17 protein-coding genes are annotated in these 18,029 nt (G+C 48.4%); 6 read left to right on the top strand and 11 right to left on the bottom strand.

What is annotated here, in order from left to right; translation table 11 throughout:
* Positions 1–103: 103 nt before the first annotated feature.
* Together AB2U10_RS17915 and AB2U10_RS17910 are read right to left on the bottom strand one after the other, a co-directional pair.
* Positions 104–3,091: a protein O-mannosyl-transferase family gene (locus AB2U10_RS17915; RefSeq protein WP_367916320.1), complete on the bottom strand. Its 2,988-nt coding sequence runs from the start codon at positions 3,089–3,091 to the stop codon at positions 104–106.
* Positions 3,092–3,176: 85 nt separating this feature from the next.
* Positions 3,177–3,806, bottom strand: a complete 630-nt coding sequence (locus tag AB2U10_RS17910; protein WP_367916321.1) for a deoxynucleoside kinase — start codon at positions 3,804–3,806, stop codon at positions 3,177–3,179.
* A gap of 123 nt (positions 3,807–3,929) precedes the next feature.
* Between AB2U10_RS17910 and surE the strand changes: the two genes are divergently transcribed.
* Positions 3,930–4,703: a 5'/3'-nucleotidase SurE gene (surE, locus tag AB2U10_RS17905; protein ID WP_367916322.1), complete on the top strand. Its 774-nt coding sequence runs from the start codon at positions 3,930–3,932 to the stop codon at positions 4,701–4,703.
* Positions 4,704–4,710: 7 nt separating this feature from the next.
* Here surE and AB2U10_RS17900 read toward each other — a convergent pair whose 3' ends face one another.
* The 4 genes from AB2U10_RS17900 to AB2U10_RS17885 form a co-directional block, all read right to left on the bottom strand.
* The gene (locus AB2U10_RS17900) at positions 4,711–5,688 is read right to left on the bottom strand and encodes a c-type cytochrome (protein WP_367916323.1); all 978 of its coding nucleotides are present in this window, start codon (positions 5,686–5,688) and stop codon (positions 4,711–4,713) included.
* A gap of 182 nt (positions 5,689–5,870) precedes the next feature.
* Positions 5,871–6,422 (bottom strand): NUDIX domain-containing protein, encoded by a 552-nt coding sequence (locus tag AB2U10_RS17895; protein ID WP_367916324.1) that lies wholly within the window; start codon positions 6,420–6,422, stop codon positions 5,871–5,873.
* Positions 6,423–6,428: 6 nt separating this feature from the next.
* Entirely contained in the window at positions 6,429–7,850 is a 1,422-nt protein-coding gene (locus AB2U10_RS17890) for an MBL fold metallo-hydrolase (protein WP_367916325.1), read from the bottom strand.
* Positions 7,850–8,665 carry a sulfite exporter TauE/SafE family protein gene (locus AB2U10_RS17885; RefSeq protein ID WP_367916326.1) on the bottom strand — a complete coding sequence of 272 codons (816 nt, stop codon included), beginning with the start codon at positions 8,663–8,665 and terminating at the stop codon, positions 7,850–7,852. Before AB2U10_RS17885 ends, AB2U10_RS17890 begins: the two co-directional genes overlap by 1 nt.
* Positions 8,666–8,816: 151 nt before the next feature.
* Between AB2U10_RS17885 and AB2U10_RS17880 the strand changes: the two genes are divergently transcribed.
* Both AB2U10_RS17880 and AB2U10_RS17875 read left to right on the top strand, forming a co-directional pair.
* A complete protein-coding gene (locus tag AB2U10_RS17880) occupies positions 8,817–9,734 on the top strand; it encodes a Ppx/GppA phosphatase family protein (protein ID WP_367916327.1) in 918 nt (305 codons plus the stop codon).
* A 31-nt stretch (positions 9,735–9,765) separates the two neighbouring features.
* Complete coding sequence (locus tag AB2U10_RS17875; protein WP_367916328.1) at positions 9,766–11,280, top strand: NFACT RNA binding domain-containing protein; 1,515 nt, start codon at positions 9,766–9,768, stop codon at positions 11,278–11,280.
* A 57-nt stretch (positions 11,281–11,337) separates the two neighbouring features.
* On the opposite strand, the gene AB2U10_RS17870 is transcribed toward AB2U10_RS17875, so the two are convergent.
* Positions 11,338–11,580 (bottom strand): hypothetical protein, encoded by a 243-nt coding sequence (locus tag AB2U10_RS17870; RefSeq protein ID WP_367916329.1) that lies wholly within the window; start codon positions 11,578–11,580, stop codon positions 11,338–11,340.
* Between the two features lie 130 nt (positions 11,581–11,710).
* On the opposite strand from AB2U10_RS17870, the gene AB2U10_RS17865 reads away from it, so the two are divergent.
* Positions 11,711–13,456, top strand: a complete 1,746-nt coding sequence (locus tag AB2U10_RS17865) for an aromatic amino acid hydroxylase (protein ID WP_367916330.1) — start codon at positions 11,711–11,713, stop codon at positions 13,454–13,456.
* A 1-nt stretch (position 13,457) separates the two neighbouring features.
* Entirely contained in the window at positions 13,458–14,159 is a 702-nt protein-coding gene (locus tag AB2U10_RS17860) for an SDR family oxidoreductase (protein WP_367916331.1), read from the top strand.
* 345 nt (positions 14,160–14,504) lie between these two features.
* Here AB2U10_RS17860 and AB2U10_RS17855 read toward each other — a convergent pair whose 3' ends face one another.
* The 4 genes from AB2U10_RS17855 to AB2U10_RS17840 form a co-directional block, all read right to left on the bottom strand.
* Entirely contained in the window at positions 14,505–15,011 is a 507-nt protein-coding gene (locus tag AB2U10_RS17855; protein ID WP_367916332.1) for a hypothetical protein, read from the bottom strand.
* Positions 15,012–15,415: 404 nt separating this feature from the next.
* Entirely contained in the window at positions 15,416–15,922 is a 507-nt protein-coding gene (locus AB2U10_RS17850) for an N-acetyltransferase (RefSeq protein ID WP_367916333.1), read from the bottom strand.
* A gap of 12 nt (positions 15,923–15,934) precedes the next feature.
* On the bottom strand, positions 15,935–16,090 hold the full coding sequence (locus tag AB2U10_RS17845; RefSeq protein WP_367916334.1) for a hypothetical protein: 156 nt from the start codon (positions 16,088–16,090) through the stop codon (positions 15,935–15,937).
* Positions 16,091–16,195: 105 nt separating this feature from the next.
* Positions 16,196–17,437: a M16 family metallopeptidase gene (locus AB2U10_RS17840; RefSeq protein WP_367916335.1), complete on the bottom strand. Its 1,242-nt coding sequence runs from the start codon at positions 17,435–17,437 to the stop codon at positions 16,196–16,198.
* Positions 17,438–17,492: 55 nt separating this feature from the next.
* Here AB2U10_RS17840 and ispF point away from each other — a divergent pair, with 55 nt between their 5' ends.
* Positions 17,493–17,978, top strand: a complete 486-nt coding sequence (gene ispF, locus AB2U10_RS17835) for a 2-C-methyl-D-erythritol 2,4-cyclodiphosphate synthase (protein ID WP_367916336.1) — start codon at positions 17,493–17,495, stop codon at positions 17,976–17,978.
* Positions 17,979–18,029: the final 51 nt, after the last annotated feature.

Below are 18,029 nucleotides of genomic sequence, written 5' to 3'. Positions count from 1 at the left end.
AGATAGAAGACAGACGATGGAAAACCAAAACTGAAAACAGATGACGCAGGTACGGCAGAAGAAAAGGGCTGTCTGCTGTACCTGCGTCGTCTGTTAAGTTTGTTTACCGGATCCGTGCCAGGTTATCTTCGTATATCTTTTTATAACGTTCTGCTGCGGGTTTATCGTATTGTTCCGCGGCAGAATAAAGCAGCTGGATGGTGCGCATATTCGACTGAACCGTTTGCCGGATATTGTCATCGCCCCACTGCCGGTCTCCGGCTCTCTGGATCTTCGTGGCAAAGTATTTCAGCTCATCGTCTGCTTTTGAAACGATCTCGTCAGCGAGTTGAGTTGCCTTTTTCGTATTACCGATCTCGTAATAGAAGATCGGGAAATTGGTCACCAGCTGATCGTAAGGCACTGATTTATCGGGCATCAGCTTCATCACTTTGTCAAGCGTTTCTTCCGCTTCTTTTTTGTTGCCTTCTCTCAGGAATTCATCGGCCAGGCGCAGGAAAGCATACCGGGCGGTAATGAAAGGTACCCGGAACGACTCGGTATCGTAATAGACATCGGGATTGTCAAGGTTGGTCCATTGCATTTTCGTGAAAAGGTTTTTCTTCAGGATCTCCGAATTCACGAAGCCGTCTTTGGCCCCCTCGATCTTATAGGGCATCAGCCGGTAGGCGTATCCTTCGAGCTGCATAAACTCTTTCAGCCCCAGGTACTGGTTCTGCGGCAGCGTACCGCCGAAGTAAACCGGTCTTTTCCAGTTGTTCTGGGCAATGATATCCAAAACGATAAGGTCGTTTTTAAGGATGTCTCTTTCGCCAAAATTCCATTCAAAACGATCGGATATAAGTGATTTCTGCTCTTCATTCACGAAAGGAAGCCGGGCTATTTCTTCAGCATTCTGCGAGAAGAAAAGGTTGGCCGAAGGCAGGATATTGATCATATCACCGTTGCTGACCATCCGCTGGATTGCCGGATCTTTGCGCCGGATCAGGTTCAGGTATTCCCGGAGGTCAATACCCGCCTTGATCTGCGGATTCGGGTTGGCTACATAAGGAATATGGTCATTAATGCCCTTGAAATAATTCTCGGCGTTCAGCGAAATGGGTAGCGGATCCGATTCGTAGGTTTTTCGCTTCATCTGGTCAATGTACCAGTCGGTACCCAGGAGGCTGAGGTTACATACCCGCACATCTGTTCTGAAGCCTTCTACTTCCTGCACGTACCAGAGCGGGAAAGTATCGTTATCACCACCGGTAAACAGGATGGCGTCTTTCTCACAGCTGGCCAGCATATTGCGGGCAAAATCCACCTGGTGAACCCTACCGGTGCGGTCATGGCCCTCCCAGGAAGAGAAGCCCATAATGACCGGTGCGGTGAGCCCCAGAACCGTGGCCAGGCCGGCCCGTGCGGTTCCTTCTTTCAGGAATTTAAGCGCATAGGTGGCAACAGCCATTACGCCCAGGCCTATCCAGATGGCATAAAAATAGAAAGAACCGGCGTAGATATAGTCTCTTTCCCGCGGCTCTACCGGGGGCGAGTTCAGGTATACAACCAGCGCAAGCCCGGTCAGGAAGAACAGGAGAAATGTAACAATAGCGTCTTTTTCTCTCCGGAAATACAGGAAGAGGAACCCGGCGATGCCCAGGATAAGCGGGATGCCGAAGAAATTGGTACGGGCCTTATTAGCGGCCAGGGATGCCGGCAGGGAGCCTTTGGATTCCAGGATATTGGTTATGCCGGAGTCCTGGATGTCTGATGAGCGCCCCCAGAAGTTCCACATGAAGTAACGCCAGTACATATGACCGAACTGGTGCGAGAACATAAAGCGCAGGTTATCGCCAAAAGACGGGTTCTGGCCCTCCGGGATATTCAGCTTGGCCCTGTAGAGGGCTATGTGACCCGGATCCTGGCTCCAGATACGGGGCAGAAGCATTTTACCCTTGCTGTCCCATTCGTATTCGGAATTGTAGTCGTAAATCTCGTATTTCTTTTCTCCCTGCATGTAGTTCGGGGTTCCGCGCTCAATGCCCGTGAGCTGGGCAGAAAATATCGGACCGTACAGCAAAGGCCTTGAACCGTATTGCTCCCTTTTCAGGTAGGACGTAAAGTTCAGCACATTGCTGGGGTTGTTCTCGTTCAGCGGTGGGTTAAAATTGGAACGGATTAACGCGATGGTGTAGGAAGAAAACCCGATCAGGATGAAGGCAAAGGCGATCAGCGCCGTGTTCTGAGTGATTTTTCCTTTCTGATGCGTATACCGGATCCCGTATACGAGCGCTGCAATGAGCAAAAGAACGAAAAAGATCATACCGGAACCGAAAGGCATACCGAAGCTGTTGACAAACAGCTTGTCAAACCAGAAGCTGATAGAAGGTATACCCGTAATTACGCCTACATTGATGATGCCCAGCACCACCATACCGGCCATGAAGGCCAGGAAGCCGCCGGTAAGGGTAGGCTTGTCCTGCTTTTTGAAGTAATAGATCAGGGCAAGGGCCGGTATGGTTACCAGGTTCAGGAGGTGAACCCCGATAGAAACCCCTACCAGGTAGGCCAGGAAGATCAGCCAGCGGTTTTGCGCTGCCGGGTTTTCGATTCTCTCCCATTTGAAGGCTGCCCATACCACGATAGCGGTAAAGAAGGATGACATACCGTATACTTCCGCTTCAACGGCCGAGAACCAGAAAGATTCGGAGAAGTTATAGGCCAGTGACCCTGTTAAGGCTGACCCCAGCACCAGCAGGGTGTCAGTAGAAGTGAGTTCGCTGTCAGGCTTGCCGATTATTTTTCTGGCAATCATGGAGATGGTCCAGAACAGGAAAAGAATGGTAAATGCGCTGGCCAGAACCGAAACCATGTTGATCAGGAAGGCTACTTTTGAGACGTCTGAGCCTGCCAGCAGCGAGAAAATCCGGCCGATCATCAGGAAGAAAGGCGCTCCGGCCGGGTGAGGCACCTGCAGCTTGAAAGCGCAGGCAATGAACTCGCCACAGTCCCAGAAGCTGGCCGTGGGTTCAACCGTGAGCGTAAATGTAATCAGGGAGATAAGAAAAACAAACCATCCTCCCAGATTATTCAGTTTATTAAAATTCATAAGTATAAATAGATTATTCTGAAGAAATTTGGACAAAATAACTAAATAGCATTCAATAAATCGGAAGCCGAAATTATAAATAAAGTTAAATCTTCAGCTGGGTGCCGATATTGATGGTTTTTTCCAGCACATCGGTGATTTTTTTGAAGTCATCGGCTTTCTCTACAAAATCGAGGTCGTTGACGTCGATTTCCAGGAATTTTCCGTGGTGGTACTGACCGGCAAACTGCTGGTACAACCTGTTCAGGCCCAGCAGGTAGGCAGGATCCATGTTCTGTTCGTATTCACGGCCTCTTTTCCGGATCCCCTTCTGCAGGCGGGGAAGGTCAGCCTTCAGGTAGATCATCAGGTCAGGGGGTGAAATGGCCCGCATAATGGTGTTGAATAGGCCTTTATAGGTGTTGAAGTCTACTTCATTCATGTGCCCGCTGTCGTAGAGATTCTGGGCAAAAATATAGGCGTCTTCGTAAATGGTGCGGTCCTGGATAATGGTTTTTTCGTCCTGCTCCTTGATTTTCAGCACCTGCTCAAAACGGGTGTTGAGAAAGAAGATCTGGAGATGAAATGACCAGAGGGGCATGTCGTCGTAAAATGGGGCGAGATAGGGGTTGCCGTCTACCGCTTCGTAGTAAACTTCCCAGCCGTAATGTTCCGCCAGCTTTTCTGCCAGCGTGGTTTTGCCTGCACCTATGTTGCCGGTAATGGCGATATGCATGAATATACGTTTTAAAATATAAGGAGTACAAAGATAGCTTAAGGGCGGGAAGAAATAAAAGTTTCTTTACATAAGTGCTGTACAGATTGCGTACTTTTGCGTACAATTTACATTAAATTCAACATGAAGCCTCTGATTTTAGTTACCAACGATGACGGAATTACCTCGAAAGGAATAAAAGTACTGATCGAAGAAATGTCGGAGCTGGGTGAAGTATTTGTGGTAGCTCCTGACAGCCCGAATTCGGGAATGGGACATGCCATTACGGTAGCCAGCACCATCCATATAAAAAAATCACCTATTTTCGGTCTTATTGAGTCGTACGAATGCTCAGGCACACCGGCCGACTGCGTAAAGCTGGCCAAACACGAGTTCCTGAAGGGAAGAAAGATCGACCTGCTGGTCAGCGGTATCAATCACGGGTCCAACTCGTCTATTTCCGTGATCTATTCGGGTACGATGTCGGCTGCTATAGAAGGTGCCATTGAAGGGATACCGTCTATCGGCTTTTCGCTGGATGATTTTAATTATGATGCCGATTTCGGGCATGTCCGGAGGTACGTACGTGAAATTGCCGCCTGGGTGCTAAACGAAGGCCTGCCGGCCGATACTGCGCTTAACGTGAATTTCCCGAAAGCTTCTGCCGAGCCCATCCGGGGGGTCAAAGTGGGCCGCCAGACCCGGGGATACTGGAAAGAAGAGTTTGACGCCCGGAGAGATCCCAGCGGAAGGCCTTATTTCTGGATGGGGGGACATTACGTTAATACGGAACCCGATTCGACAGACACGGATATCTGGGCACTGGAAAACAATTACGTTTCCGTGTTTCCCTGCCACTTTGACCTGACCCACCACAAAGCGGTGGAGCCGATCAAAGGGCTTGAAAATATCCAGTAAGCCGGCTTTACTTCCCCCCGGAAAACTTCTGTACCGTACGGCTGACCGGCGGCAGGGTCTGCAGGTAAGCGAAAATGGCCCTCAGGTCATCTTCCTCCATGTGGCTGTACATGATCCATGGCATGAGGGTATTAGGGTCGTTTACAGTCAGCCGGGGCGATTTCCAGGTGCTGTCCTGGTATTGTTTGAAGGTTTGCACAAACTGATCGGCTGTCCAGTGACCCAGGCCCGTTTCATCCGGGGTGATGTTGGGTGATATGAGGGTGCCGCCCGGCATGGCAAATTCTCTTCCTCCTGAAAAAACCTGGTCTTCTATCAACTGCCCGTCTTTCACCGGCGTATGACATTCTATACACCCCGCAGCAGTGGTCATATATGCCCCGTAAGCGACCGGATCACTTTTCGGCGGGATACGCCCAACCGGGCTTTTCCGGATCGGGAGGGTGCGCAGGATGAGGTTAAAGGGGAAGTCGACCGTACGTTCCGGAACAGTATTCTCAATGGGCGGGAGGGTTCTCAGGTAAGCAATGATGGAATGGATGTCATCATCGTGCAGGCGGCTGTATAAATGGAAGGGCATGACCGGGAACAGCGCTTCACCTTCGCGGTTTACCCCGCTGGTGATGGTCCTGTAAATCTCGCCGTCTGTCCAGTCTTTAAGCGCAAAAGGAGTAATATTTTTCGAATAGAATATCCCGGGGAAGCCAAACTCGCGGGCAAATAATTCACCTCCCATGCCCAGGGTGCCGGGTTTCGGCGGGCCGGCATAGCTTTCCCAGTCTCTTTGCGAATGACAATCCATGCAGACGGTCACGGAATTGGCCAGGTACTCGCCGCGTTTTATTTTTTCAGGGGTAAGCTCTACTTTCAGGTCAGGGGCCGGGTCAACATTCGGGAAATACAGGAAAAGAACAAGAAGAGCAGCCGCCAGGATAACTGTGACGAGACCGGCCAGGATGAGGCCGGTTTTTTTTAAAGTTTTCATTTGCTTTATAGGTTGAATCTGATCAATGAGCCTCGGGATAAGTCATTGATTTTGAATTGTATTATAGCGCAATATCGAAAAAAATAGTATTTCGCCTAAAAATAGCCGCGCTTTTTTAGGAAGAAGGGTGCTTTTCGTAAGTAATTTAGAATCAGTCTGTTTTATTCAGGGCAGGACAGGCCTTAATTCTCTTTTGAACCGGCTTTCAGGATCCTTGTTTTGAGGATACCGGCCACTGAAAGCGAGTCGGTGATCTCATTGGCCATGACCATCCGGAAGGCTTCTTCCAGCGGAAGCTTTTTCAGGGTCAGGTCTTCTGTTTCCTCGGGCTCGGCCGTACCCATGGTCAGCTCTTCGGCCAAGAAGATAAAGCCGGTTTCATTGCATACCGAATTGGAGGTGTGTATCCTGGAAATGAGGGTCCATTTGTCGGCCCGAAGCCCCGTTTCTTCCATGAGCTCTCTTTTGGCGCAGTCCAGCATATCTTCATTTTCCGGGCAACCGCCTTCCGGAATTTCCCAGGTATATTCGTCAATAGGGAAACGGTGCTGCCCCACCAGGTAGGTGTTGCCGCCGGCATCCAGCGGTACAACCCCGATAGCCAGGTTTTTGAAGTTGACCTGCCCGTAAATTCCGGGCCCGCCTGAGGGATTGATCACTTCATGATGCTGTACTTCAATCCAGGCATTTTCATAGACGGTTTCGGAGGAAAGCTTTTTCCAGTTGTTGGCCATGACGGGTCAGTTTTTCAGCGTATCGGGACAAACAAAATCAGTAAGAGAGAAAAGGCCGCTTTCCCGGATGGCTTTGAATCCGCCCCGGATGTCGGTCACTTTTTCAAATCCCCTGGATTTCAGGATAGAAGCAAAAATCATAGAGCGGTAGCCGCCGGCGCAGTGTATGTAGTATTCTTTTTCCCTGTCCAGCTCTCCGAAGTGCTCATTAATATAATCAAGCGGCATATTTTCGGCGTTTGCGATGTGTTCGGACTGGAATTCATTCTGTTTCCGGACATCCAGGATGTTGATTCCGGGGTTTTGCTTCTGAATACCGTTCAGGTCTTCCGCGCTAACCGACCGGATGGTATCGGTTTCTTTTCCGGCTTCTTTCCAGGCGTCAAAACCTCCCTGCAGGTAACCGGCGGTGTGATCGTATCCTACGCGGGCCAGGCGGGTGACCACTTCTTCTTCCCGGCCGGGATCCGTCACCAGCAGGATCTCCTGGCGGATGTCGGTGATCAATGCGCCCACCCAGGGTGCAAAGCTGCCGTCGATACCGATATTGATGGAATTGGGGATGAAGCCACGGGCAAAGTCCTGCGGGTCACGGGTATCCAGTATAAGGGCACCGGTTTCATTGGCAGCGGCTTCAAATGCATCGGGACTTAAGGGCTCAGAGCCCCTTTTGATGACCGTGTCAATGCTTTCGTACCCTTTGATATTCATCATCACATTTTCCGGGAAATAGGCGGGTGGCGGCAAAAGGCCGTCGGTCACCTCCCGGATAAACTGCTCCTTGCTCATGGGCTGAAGCGCATAGTTGGTGGCTTTCTGGTGGCCCAACGAGTCGGAGGTCTCCTTGCTCATGTTTTTGCCGCAGGCGCTTCCTGCGCCGTGGGCCGGGTATACGGTGATATCGTCGGCCAGTGGCATGATCTTGTTGTGAAGCGAGTCGTACAGCATGCCGGCCAGCTTATCCTGTGTAAGATCTGAAGAGACCTTCTGTGCGAGGTCGGGCCGGCCCACATCGCCTATAAACAGGGTGTCGCCGGTAAACAGGGCTGTTTCTTTGCCGGTTTCATCAATAAGCAGGTAGCAGGAGCTTTCAAGGGTATGGCCGGGGGTATGAATTACTTTGATCTTCACGTCTCCCAGCGTGAGCAGCTCGCCGTCATGGGCTATGTGTGCCGTAAAGTCAGGCCGGGCGGTAGGCCCGTATATGATCTCAGCCCCGGTTTTTTGGGCCAGGTCGAGATGCCCGCTCACAAAGTCGGCATGAAAATGGGTTTCAAAGATATATTTGATGGTGGCCTGGTCTTTTTCGGCTCTCCGGATATACGGGGCTACTTCGCGGAGCGGATCAATGATAGCGGCTTCTCCGTTACTGCTGATGTAATAAGCGCCCTGGGCCAGGCATCCGGTATATATTTGTTCTATTTTCATTACATTTTGATGATTTTGATGCCCTCATTGAGAAGGATCATTATACCTAAAACCAAAATAAGCCGTCCAAAGTTTTTTTTCAGCTTCTCTCCGTCCCATTTTTTTGAAATCCGGTGCCCGATAAATATCCCGGAAATGGCCAGGAGGGTGATGGTGATCATGAATTTCCAGTCGATCTCGTCGCGGTGATGGGCCAGTCCGCCGAGGAATCCGATCAGCGAGTTGGCTGCAATAATAATCAGGGAGGTGCCCACAGCTATTTTCATGGGTAAGCGCCCGAACATGATCAGCGCGGGGATAATGAGAAATCCGCCTCCGGCGCCTACCAGGCCGGTCAGCAGGCCCACCAGGATACCTTCAAGCATGATCCACGCTGTTTTGTAGTCGGACGGTTTGCTCCGGCTCAATTTTGGAGATGACTTCCTGTCTTTTATCATAGACAGCGAGGCCCCTATCATCAGCGAGGCAAAAAGCAGCATCAGGAACACCGGCTTGGTCAGGTGGAAATTCCCGATACGCAGGATATGGGTAGGAATGGCCGGGGCGATAAAAGCCCGGGTCAGTAAAACGGACAAAATGGAGGGGATTCCGAATAAAAGAGCCGTTTTCAGGTTGACCAGGCCCTGGGTATATTTGGGAATACCGCCTACCAGGCTGGTAGAACCCACTATAAAGAGGGAGTAAACTGTGGCTAAAACCGGGTCAATGCCGAAAATGTACACCAGCAGGGGAATGGTGAGGATAGAACCTCCGCCTCCGATCATGCCGAGAGAGACCCCTATGGCTATAGCAACCACGTATCCTATAGTTTCCATAAAAACAGGGGAGATGGGGAATAAATAAATAACCTGCCCTGCCTGCAGACAGGGTGAAAAACTGTAAAATTCATTGCTTATTCGATGGTATGTGTCGCCGGTGAACTTTTATACGTTACTTTTGACCCAACAAATATACGAATAATTAAATATGATTTCAGCCATTGTGGATCTGGGTACAAATACCTTCCATATTTTGATTTTTGATAACGACCGGGTGATTTATAAGGAATCGCTTGCGGCAAAAATGGGTATGGGAGGCATTAATCGTGGCGAAATCACACCCGAAGGAGCAGAAAGGAGCATCCGGGTGCTGAAAATTTTCAGGGAGAAGCTGGATGCATACCAGGTGCCTGATGAACGGGTGTTTGCTTTCGGTACTTCTGCCCTGCGGTCTGCCGGCAATAAGGAAGAGGTGCTTGCCCGGATCAGGGAGGAAACCGGGATCTCCGTAAAAGTGATAGACGGGGCAGAGGAGGCTTTGCTGATCTATAAGGGGATCAGGCAGGCGGTAGCAATAGAAGAAACGGCCATGATCGTGGATATCGGCGGCGGAAGCGTGGAGTTCATTATTTGTAACCCTGAAAAGGTGCTCTGGATGCGGAGCTTTGAGATGGGCGGACAGCGTTTGCTGGAACGTTTCAAGAAAAAAGACCCGATTTCCCAGCCGGAAATCCATAAAATGGAACAATACTTCCGTGAAGAGCTTTTACCCCTCACCAACGCGGTACACCAGTATCAGCCAGCGGTGATGATCGGTTCCAGCGGAAGCTTTGATACACTGAACGATATGTATTATTGTAAAGCTACCGGTGATTTTCCACCCGAAGACATAGCCGGTTTTGACTACCCGGCAGAAGAGTTCGGAATAGCTTATGAGCAGCTGGTTTTCAGCACCCGGGAAGAACGGATGCGTATTGCCGGCATGAAAGAGCTGCGGGTAGACATGATTGTGGTGGCTATGGTACTGATCCGGTTTTTGCTCCAGGCGTTCGGGATAAAGAAAATCAAAATATCGAACTATGCGTTAAAGGAAGGGGCTATGGCGCAGTTGTCTTCGGGTGTATAAAAACAAGCTGTTACTTTACTAAAAAGCGGAAATGCATAATAATTATTTTTTTCTCAGGAAACTGGCAGCAGCGTTGAACGGGCTTTTGAGCGGAACGCAGCTGCTGACCTGTTTTTCGCAGGAAAAAGATGAGCTGGTTCTGGGGTTTTCCAATAATGTGTACCTGAAGTGTATTCTTAAGCCCGATTTTTCATCGGTTACCGTGGCAGACGAGTTCAGCCGGGCAAGGAAAAACTCGGTGTCGCTGTGGGAGGAGCTGTACGGAAATACGGTGAATGAAATCCGGGTGTTTGAGAATGAGCGGGCCGTAAAAATAGCCCTGGGACAGGAATTCACCCTGGTCATTAAGCTTTTTGGTAACCGGCCGAACTTCCTGGTTTACCGGGGCAATACCCTGACGGCTATGTTCAATAATAAGCTGCTGACCGATAAGACCCTGAAGCCGGAAGATTTTGACCGGGAGCTCAACGCCGATTTTGCCACTTTTGAAAGCCTGGACGGGAATTACCGGAAACAGTTTTTTACGTTGGGGAAAGACCTGTCTGAGGCTTTAGACCGCGCTGCTGATGGCCTGGATATTCCCGGAAAATGGGAAAAGGTTGTACAGCTTCTTGCTTATCTGGAAAATCCGCGGTTTTATATAGATTCAGGCGGACCGGTTCCGAAACTCTCGCTTTTGCAGGGGGAGGAGCAACCGGATGCCCTTTCGGCCATTAATGCTTTTGTGAGCCGGTACCAGAAAGTAACGGCCCTCGACCGGCTGAAATCTGACCTCACGGGAAAGCTCGTTAAAGACATGGCTAAAACCCGGAACTACATCAGCACCACCCGGGATAAGCTGGATGAGCTGCTCTCCGGGGTGAAAAACGAAGAGATCGGGAATATTCTCATGGCCAACCTGCACGCCGTGAAGGAAGGCGCTACCGAGGTGGAGCTGGATAATTTCTACACCGGTGAACCGGTACGGATCAGGCTGAAGAAAGAACTTTCTCCCCAGAAAAATGCGGAGGCCTACTACAGGAAAAGTAAAAATGAAAAGATCGAAATAGAAACCGCGCAAAAGAACCTTGAAGCGGCCGGTAGTAAGCTGGAAGCACTGGCAGAAAGGTTGCAGGAAATAGAACGCACCGAAGACCTGAGGCAGTTGAGAGGCGTGTCTAAAGAAATGGCTTCTTCAGCCAATGCAGCAGCCAAAGATGATCTCCCTTTTAAAGAATATACCTGTAAAGGGATCAAAATATGGGTAGGACGAAACGCTAAAAATAACGATCTGCTGACCACCCAATATGCCCGTAAGGACGACTGGTGGCTTCATGCCCGGGATACAAGCGGTTCACATGTGGTGATCAAAAGCCCGAACCCGTCATCGGAAGTCCTGGAATATGCGGCCTCCCTGGCTGCCGGGTATTCCAAACGGAAATCGGAGAAGCTGGTTACCGTGCTTTATACCCAAAAGAAGTACGTGCGTAAGGCCAAAAACCTGGCGGCCGGGCAGGTCATTGTAGAGAAAGAAAAAACATTGCTGGTAGAACCCCGAAAGGAGTAAGAAGGCAGTCGTGGCAGGCAGTTTTCCGCTAAGTGCCACTAACGGATCGCCCGGTACTTACAACATCCAATTCTTAAAATAAAAGTAGTAGATAATGGTACCCACCGTGGCCAGTGCCACCAGGACAGAAAGCCAGAAATGCCTGAAATTGTCTTTGGAGAACAGGTAATAGATTACCCCTACCACTATCCATAATGCATAAAGGGCCGTTTGAAAACGGTCGTTGAAATCATCCAGAATAAGGTATAGCCCCAGCAGAATAAAGGCTATCCACGTAAATCTGATAAAGTAAAATCTCATCGCCATAAGGGTTCCATCCGGTTTCCCTGCAAAGTAAAAGAATTTTTCAGGATATAGGTTGATTTTTGCATAAAAGAAATAATCATTTGTATTATTTGCTTTGACAATTAATAGTTGTAACTTAGCTGTCATGAACACCTTTAATAACCCACAGGTAGAGCGGCTTCCCGCCTATCTCCGGCAATATGTGGTAGACCAGTGCTATGATCGCTACACCTGGACAGACCAGGCTGTGTGGCGTTACGTGATGCGGCAAAATTACAGCTACCTGAAGCATGTAGCCTATTATCCGTATATCCGCGGACTGCAACAGGCCGGCCTCAGTATTGAGTGTATTCCCGATCTTCAGACCATTAATGACCACCTGGGAAAAATAGGCTGGGGGGCGGTGACGGTTGACGGCTTTATCCCGCCTTCTGCTTTTATGGAGTACCAGCAGCATAAGGTGCTGGTGATTGCGGCCGACATCCGCCAGCTGAAGCATATTGAGTATACGCCGGCTCCCGATATCATTCATGAAAGTGCCGGGCATGCGCCCATCATTGTAGAACCCGAATACAATAGTTACCTGAGCTATTTCGGCAGCATCGGCACCAAAGCCATGTTTTCTGCCCGGGATTTTGAGCTGTACGAAGCCATCCGCCGGCTGAGCATTTTAAAAGAAACCCCCGGGGTAGCTGAGGCGGAGATCCTGGAGGCGGAGGAACAGCTGCAATTCATTTCCGACACGATGGGCGAGCCGTCGGAGATGGCGTTGCTGAGCCGCCTGCATTGGTGGACCGTAGAATACGGCCTGATAGGCAGCCCGGAAAACCCGAAAATTTATGGAGCCGGTCTCCTGTCTTCCATAGGCGAGAGCAGCACCTGTATGAATCCTGCGGTGCCCAAGCTGTGGTATACGCCGGAGGCCGTTCATTACCCGTATGACATTACGCGGCCGCAGCCCCAGCTGTTTGTAACTCCCGATTTCCGTAACCTGACGGATGTGCTGGAGCAGTTTGCCGACACCATGGCCTTCAGAACGGGTGGAGAAGCCGGCTTGAAAAAGGCCGTGGACTGCAAAAATGTATCCACGGCCCGGTATTCTTCCGGCCTGGAAGTAAGCGGAGTTTTTACCGGCTATGAGGCAGCCCGGGGCAGGCCGGCTTTTATCCGGACAACCGGACCCTCTGCCTTGTCGTATGAGGGGAAAGAGCTGGAAGGGCATTCGCGCAGCTACCATACACACGGGTTTTCTTCGCCCGTAGGCCTGCTGAAAGAAACCCGGAAGCCCTTAGAAGATTTTTCACCGGCTGACCTGCTGAGCCGGGGCTGGGAAAGAAACCGCTCCTGCCGCTTAGACTTTGAAAGCGGGGTCTCGCTGCATGGCGTTTTACAGGCTGCACTTTTCAGAAACGGGAAGTTGCTGCTGCTTACTTTTACGGAATGCACGGTTCAGGGACCGGAAGGCGAAACCTTGTTTTTACCGGGATGGGGTACGTACGATATGGCCGTAGGAGAGGCTATTGTAAGCGTTTTTAACGGGGCAGCCGACAAATCAGCCTGGGAAGAAACTCAGCATGTCAGTCCTAAAAAAACGGAGAGAATAAAATATGACGCAAAGACGCTTAAATTGCACGATATTTACAGCAGGATAAGGGAGATCCGGGAGTCAGGCGAGCATACTGGGCAGCTTAAAGACTTGTTGGCCCTGTTGAAAAGAGCGTATCCGGACGACTGGCTAGCGCCCCTGGAAATTTTGGAAATAGCCAGCCGGGTCTTGCCCGGGCTGGCAGAAGAAGCCGCCCGTTACCTGGCCTTGCTGAAAGAAAACAACACAGAATACACGAAATTAATCACTGACGGGTTGCGGGTGATTAATTCAGAACAGGCGTAAAATGAATATAGTAGTGACGGGAGCCGGCAGCGGGCTGGGATTTGAGATTGTTTTAGACCTGGTGCGTAAAACAGAGCACCGGGTGGTGGCGGTATCCAGGAATGCCGGAAAGCTACGGCGATTGCTGGAAATAGCACGGGGCCTGAATCCCGAATGTAACCTGCTGCCGGTAAGCTTTGATTTGGTAAATGATGACCTGGCCCTGCTGGAGGATTTTGTCCTGAAATCATTGGGTACGGTAGATGTGCTGATCAACAACGCAGGGCAGCTGGTGAATAAGCCTTTTATGAAGACCACTGCCGAAGAGCTCACCCGGATGCTGAATACCAATGTGCTGGCCCACTTTAAGCTATCGCAGGCGCTGGTTCCGTTTATGCTGAAAGGGGGGCACATTGTGAATATCGGCAGCATGGGCGGATACCAGGGCAGCGTGAAATTTCCGGGCCTGTCGGCATACTCGGCCTCCAAGGGCGCTTTGGCCGTTTTAACCGAGTGCATGGCCCTTGAACTGGCAGAGTACAATGTAAAAGTCAATTGCCTGGCCCTGGGTTCTGTACAGACGGAAATGCTGGAAGAGGCATTCCCCGGCTACCAGAGCCCGGTGATGGCGTTTGAGATGGGCGCCTATGTGGCTGATTTTGCCCTGAACGCTTCCCGCTTTTTTAACGGTAAGGTTATCCCGGTTTCTGTGACTACGCCATAAAGTGAGAGAAATGACTTCACTTTAGCTCCTACCGCCACTAAGTTAGTTATAGGGTTTTTCTTAGGGTCAGTAATCTTTGAAAGATTTAACAGTTCTAATTTGTCCTGTAAATGAGTAAAATCAACAATTACACTCACTTCTGCTAACATAAGTTTTATTATTATTAGAATTGATATAATAACATCCTCCTTTGGGGCCACGGTAAAGTGTCTTTCCGTTGTGGGTTCCACACCCGCCATATGGTGTTGGGTCATTGACTGAACAGCAGGTAAGCCCAAAAAAAATAATAAAAAGGAAGAATTTCTTTTTCATGAGAGTTATTAGGTTTGAAGTTTAAGATAAAAACTATAATTGGTATTCGTCTGTAGATTCTTCTCCAGACGAATACGTTATTTTGATAAAAACTTTTTTACCATTGATCTCATATGATAATTGTTCATCAAGTGGATGATCTCTCCATCTCCCCTCTGAGTTTCCCCATCTGATATTATTCCCTATAAATTGAATTTTAGTAGATCTTCTCTCACCTTCAGAGTTAATGTAACTAGCGTGATAAATACCCCCATCGCTGATAACTCTTACTAATGAAGGTTTTTTGTCATACAGAGTACTGACAACGAATCTTGAAATTTCCTTCTCCTCTTCAGAGCTAGCTAGAAGCCTTGAAACAGGACTTGCGACTTTATTCGGTTTATCTAATAAAGTTTGGTCAATATTTGATACTGCTTCATCAACTATCCTGATAGCTTGCTCTTCATGCATTCTATCTTCTTCCGTAATTTCGTACTTTTCATTTCTTTCCTTGGTACAAGCCCCTATTATTATTAATAGGGTTAATAGTTTTAACTTCATAAGTAATTGATTATTAAATTGTTGTTTTCTAAAAGGATCGGCCAAATTCGTAGGTGTATTAATCAAGATGATTCGCTGTCTTCAAGGTAACAATCTTAATTTTTGAATCCATATTAGCAACATCTCCATATTAATTTTATAATTCTGCAAGAGTGCTATTAATAAAATCATATAATTTGACTATACATCTCTTGTTTTTCGCTACCTGCAAAATTATGAAGTTTGTTTATTTGTAATTATGCATTTAATGTCTAATTTATGCATTTAATTTCTAATAATTAGACGCTCAGAATGAAAAGCATATCTTCGAAAATCAGGAATATTCACAGGAATATATGGCTGACAGATTAGGAATTTCGCAAAGACAGTATGGAAGGATGTAAAATGGCGAAAGCAATATAGCCCTACATTATCTTGAAAAGATAAGTAAGGAATTGGATATCAAAAACGTCGTTATAAGAGTCAACTACTATGAAGCGGCATCCCGTTTTATTTCCTTTGTCAATAAACCAGGACTTTACAAAATCCATAAGTTGGTCACCTATTGATTTATCTTCTCCGGTAATTTTTCTGAAGTCTTTGTTTACTCCCAAACGCCCGATCAAAACAGCAGGATAGCTCTTCATCTGTTTTTGCCGGGGAATTTCCGCATTTATTTTCTTTTTTCGGGCGTTTGGAAGGGTATAGGTTTTTATACTATCGTTAGAAATGGTAAAAGCGGCAACGATCTGACTTTCATCATCATCAAATATGAAGCAGTAACTTTTTCCAAGTAGTTCGGAAGTATAGTTCAGCACATCTCTGGCAAAGAATTCATTTAAGTCATCATTACCGCAATCAAAAGGCCTGCAATTTTCCAAAATGGCTTTATTGTATACTTTTAGTGTACACTTTTCATACAGAAAGCTCACATTAAATTGTGTTTAGATTTTAGCTTTGGCCAGTATTTTTGAAGAAACCGCCACTTGTTGTGAGAATTTAACAGATGATTTTTGGGCAATAGCATCCTGAGCATTACTATCAAACCTGACAGCTGCTGCCTCTTTTAATACCGGAACGCTTTTAATCACAATTGCCATAGTAACCTCTGATAAACACATTGCAAATTTATAAATAATTTGCCACAAGACCTAATGTTCTTATTTTGAGAAAATGTTATTTAAGTGGCTCAATCCGGCCGTATCTTACGTACTAATTGGAGAATAAAGCAGGGTATTGCAATTTTCGGTTGTTAAAAACTTACGAGCCGAAGTGATCATTTCATCGTGACCCACTGCTTCAAGGTGCTGAATGCTTGTATTTGCGAGATTCACGTCCCCGGCATTGGCGGCAAAAGCGATCTTCATGGCCCGGTTCAGGATTTCAGTTTCCCCGAATTTGTCAAGAGAGAGGGCCTGCGTTTTCACTTTCCGGAGCTTTTCTTCGTAATCGCCTGCTTTCAGCGCGTCTTCCAGGCATTGTTCTATGCTGTGATCGGCTTCTTCCAGGGATATGCCGGGGGCCAGCGAACCGTGCACAAGGAACAGCCCACTGTCGAGATACGAAATATTCTGGGCTGAAATGCCGGTAAACAGCGCCTGCTCTTTGACCAGCTTCTGGTAAAGCGGAGAGGTCTGTCCTTTCCCGAAAATATCACCGAACAGATCGAGCGCGTATTGCCCGCGCTCATATTTCTGAGGCGTATGGTAGGCTTTATAAATGGTTTTCAACGGCACTTCGGCCTGGTGCACCAGCCGGCGCGGGGCGGTTTGTGGCGGTTCTGCAGGAAAGTTTTTCGGGCTGATTTTTCCTGCCGGGATACCCCCAAACCATTTCCGGGCCAGCCTTTCCACTTCAGCGGCCGTTACCGGGCCGGCTACTGCCAGCACAGCATTGCTGGGCAGGTAATACCGGTAGAAGAAGTCTTTTACATCGTCCATCACTGCGTTTTCAATGTGGCTGATCTCCTTGCCGATGGTAGGCCATTGATAGGGGTGCTGCCGGTAAATCAGCGGCCTGAACCTGAGCCATAGATCTCCGTAAGGCTGGTTGAGATAGCGTTGCTTGAACTCTTCGATAACCACGTTTTTCTGCACTTCCAGCACTTTGGGGTCAAAAGACAGGCCCATCATCCGGTCTGATTCCAGCCAGAAGGCGGTTTCCAGGTTTTGGGCAGGAAGCGTAATATAGTAATTGGTGATGTCAGGTGAGGTAAATGCATTGTTATTACCACCCGCTTTCTGAAGGGGCTCATCAAATGCAGGAATATGCCGTGAACCGCCGAACATCAGGTGCTCAAAGAGATGGGCAAAGCCGGTCTTTTCCGGGTGCTCGTCGCGTGATCCCACGTTATAACAGAGGTTAAAGGCGGCAGTGAGGCTCTTCGGGTCTTCGTGTACATAAACTTTGAGTCCGTTATTGAGCTCAAAGTAATTGAAATTGATCATACAATGGTATTGAAGCCCAAAATTACGTAAATTTGGGATTTTAATACATTAAAATATGCAATTCAGAATAGGGCACGGTTATGATGTTCATCAGCTCAGCGCAGGGTATGAGCTAAGTTTGGGAGGAATAAAAATTCCGCATACCGTGGGCTCTATGGGGCACTCAGACGCCGACGTGCTTTTGCATGCAATTTGTGATGCCATGCTGGGGGCGTTGTCGCTGGGAGATATCGGGAAACATTTCAAAAATACGGATCCGCAATGGAAAGGAATGGACAGCAAGCATTTCCTGGCCAGGGTGAATGAGATGATCGGGGAGAGAGGGTATTCGGTGGGCAATATCGATTCAACACTGATCCTGGAAGAGCCTAAAATAGGCCCGTATATCCCGGAAATGAAAAGGGTTATAGCCGAATGCCTGGGTTTGGAGCCGGATGCGGTTTCTGTCAAAGCCACCACCTCAGAAACCATGGGTTTTGTGGGGCGGAAAGAAGGCCTCCAGGCCCACGCCGTATGTATTTTATATAAAAAAGGAGCCTAGTGTGGCCGCTGAAAATAGAAAGATTCTAAATTTGTAAAAATATTAATAAAC

The organism is Leadbetterella sp. DM7 (assembly GCF_040829825.2).
GTDB lineage: Bacteria > Bacteroidota > Bacteroidia > Cytophagales > Spirosomataceae > Leadbetterella.
Note: the sequence above shows the minus strand (reverse complement) of the source record. Positions and strands in the feature narration are given on the sequence as shown.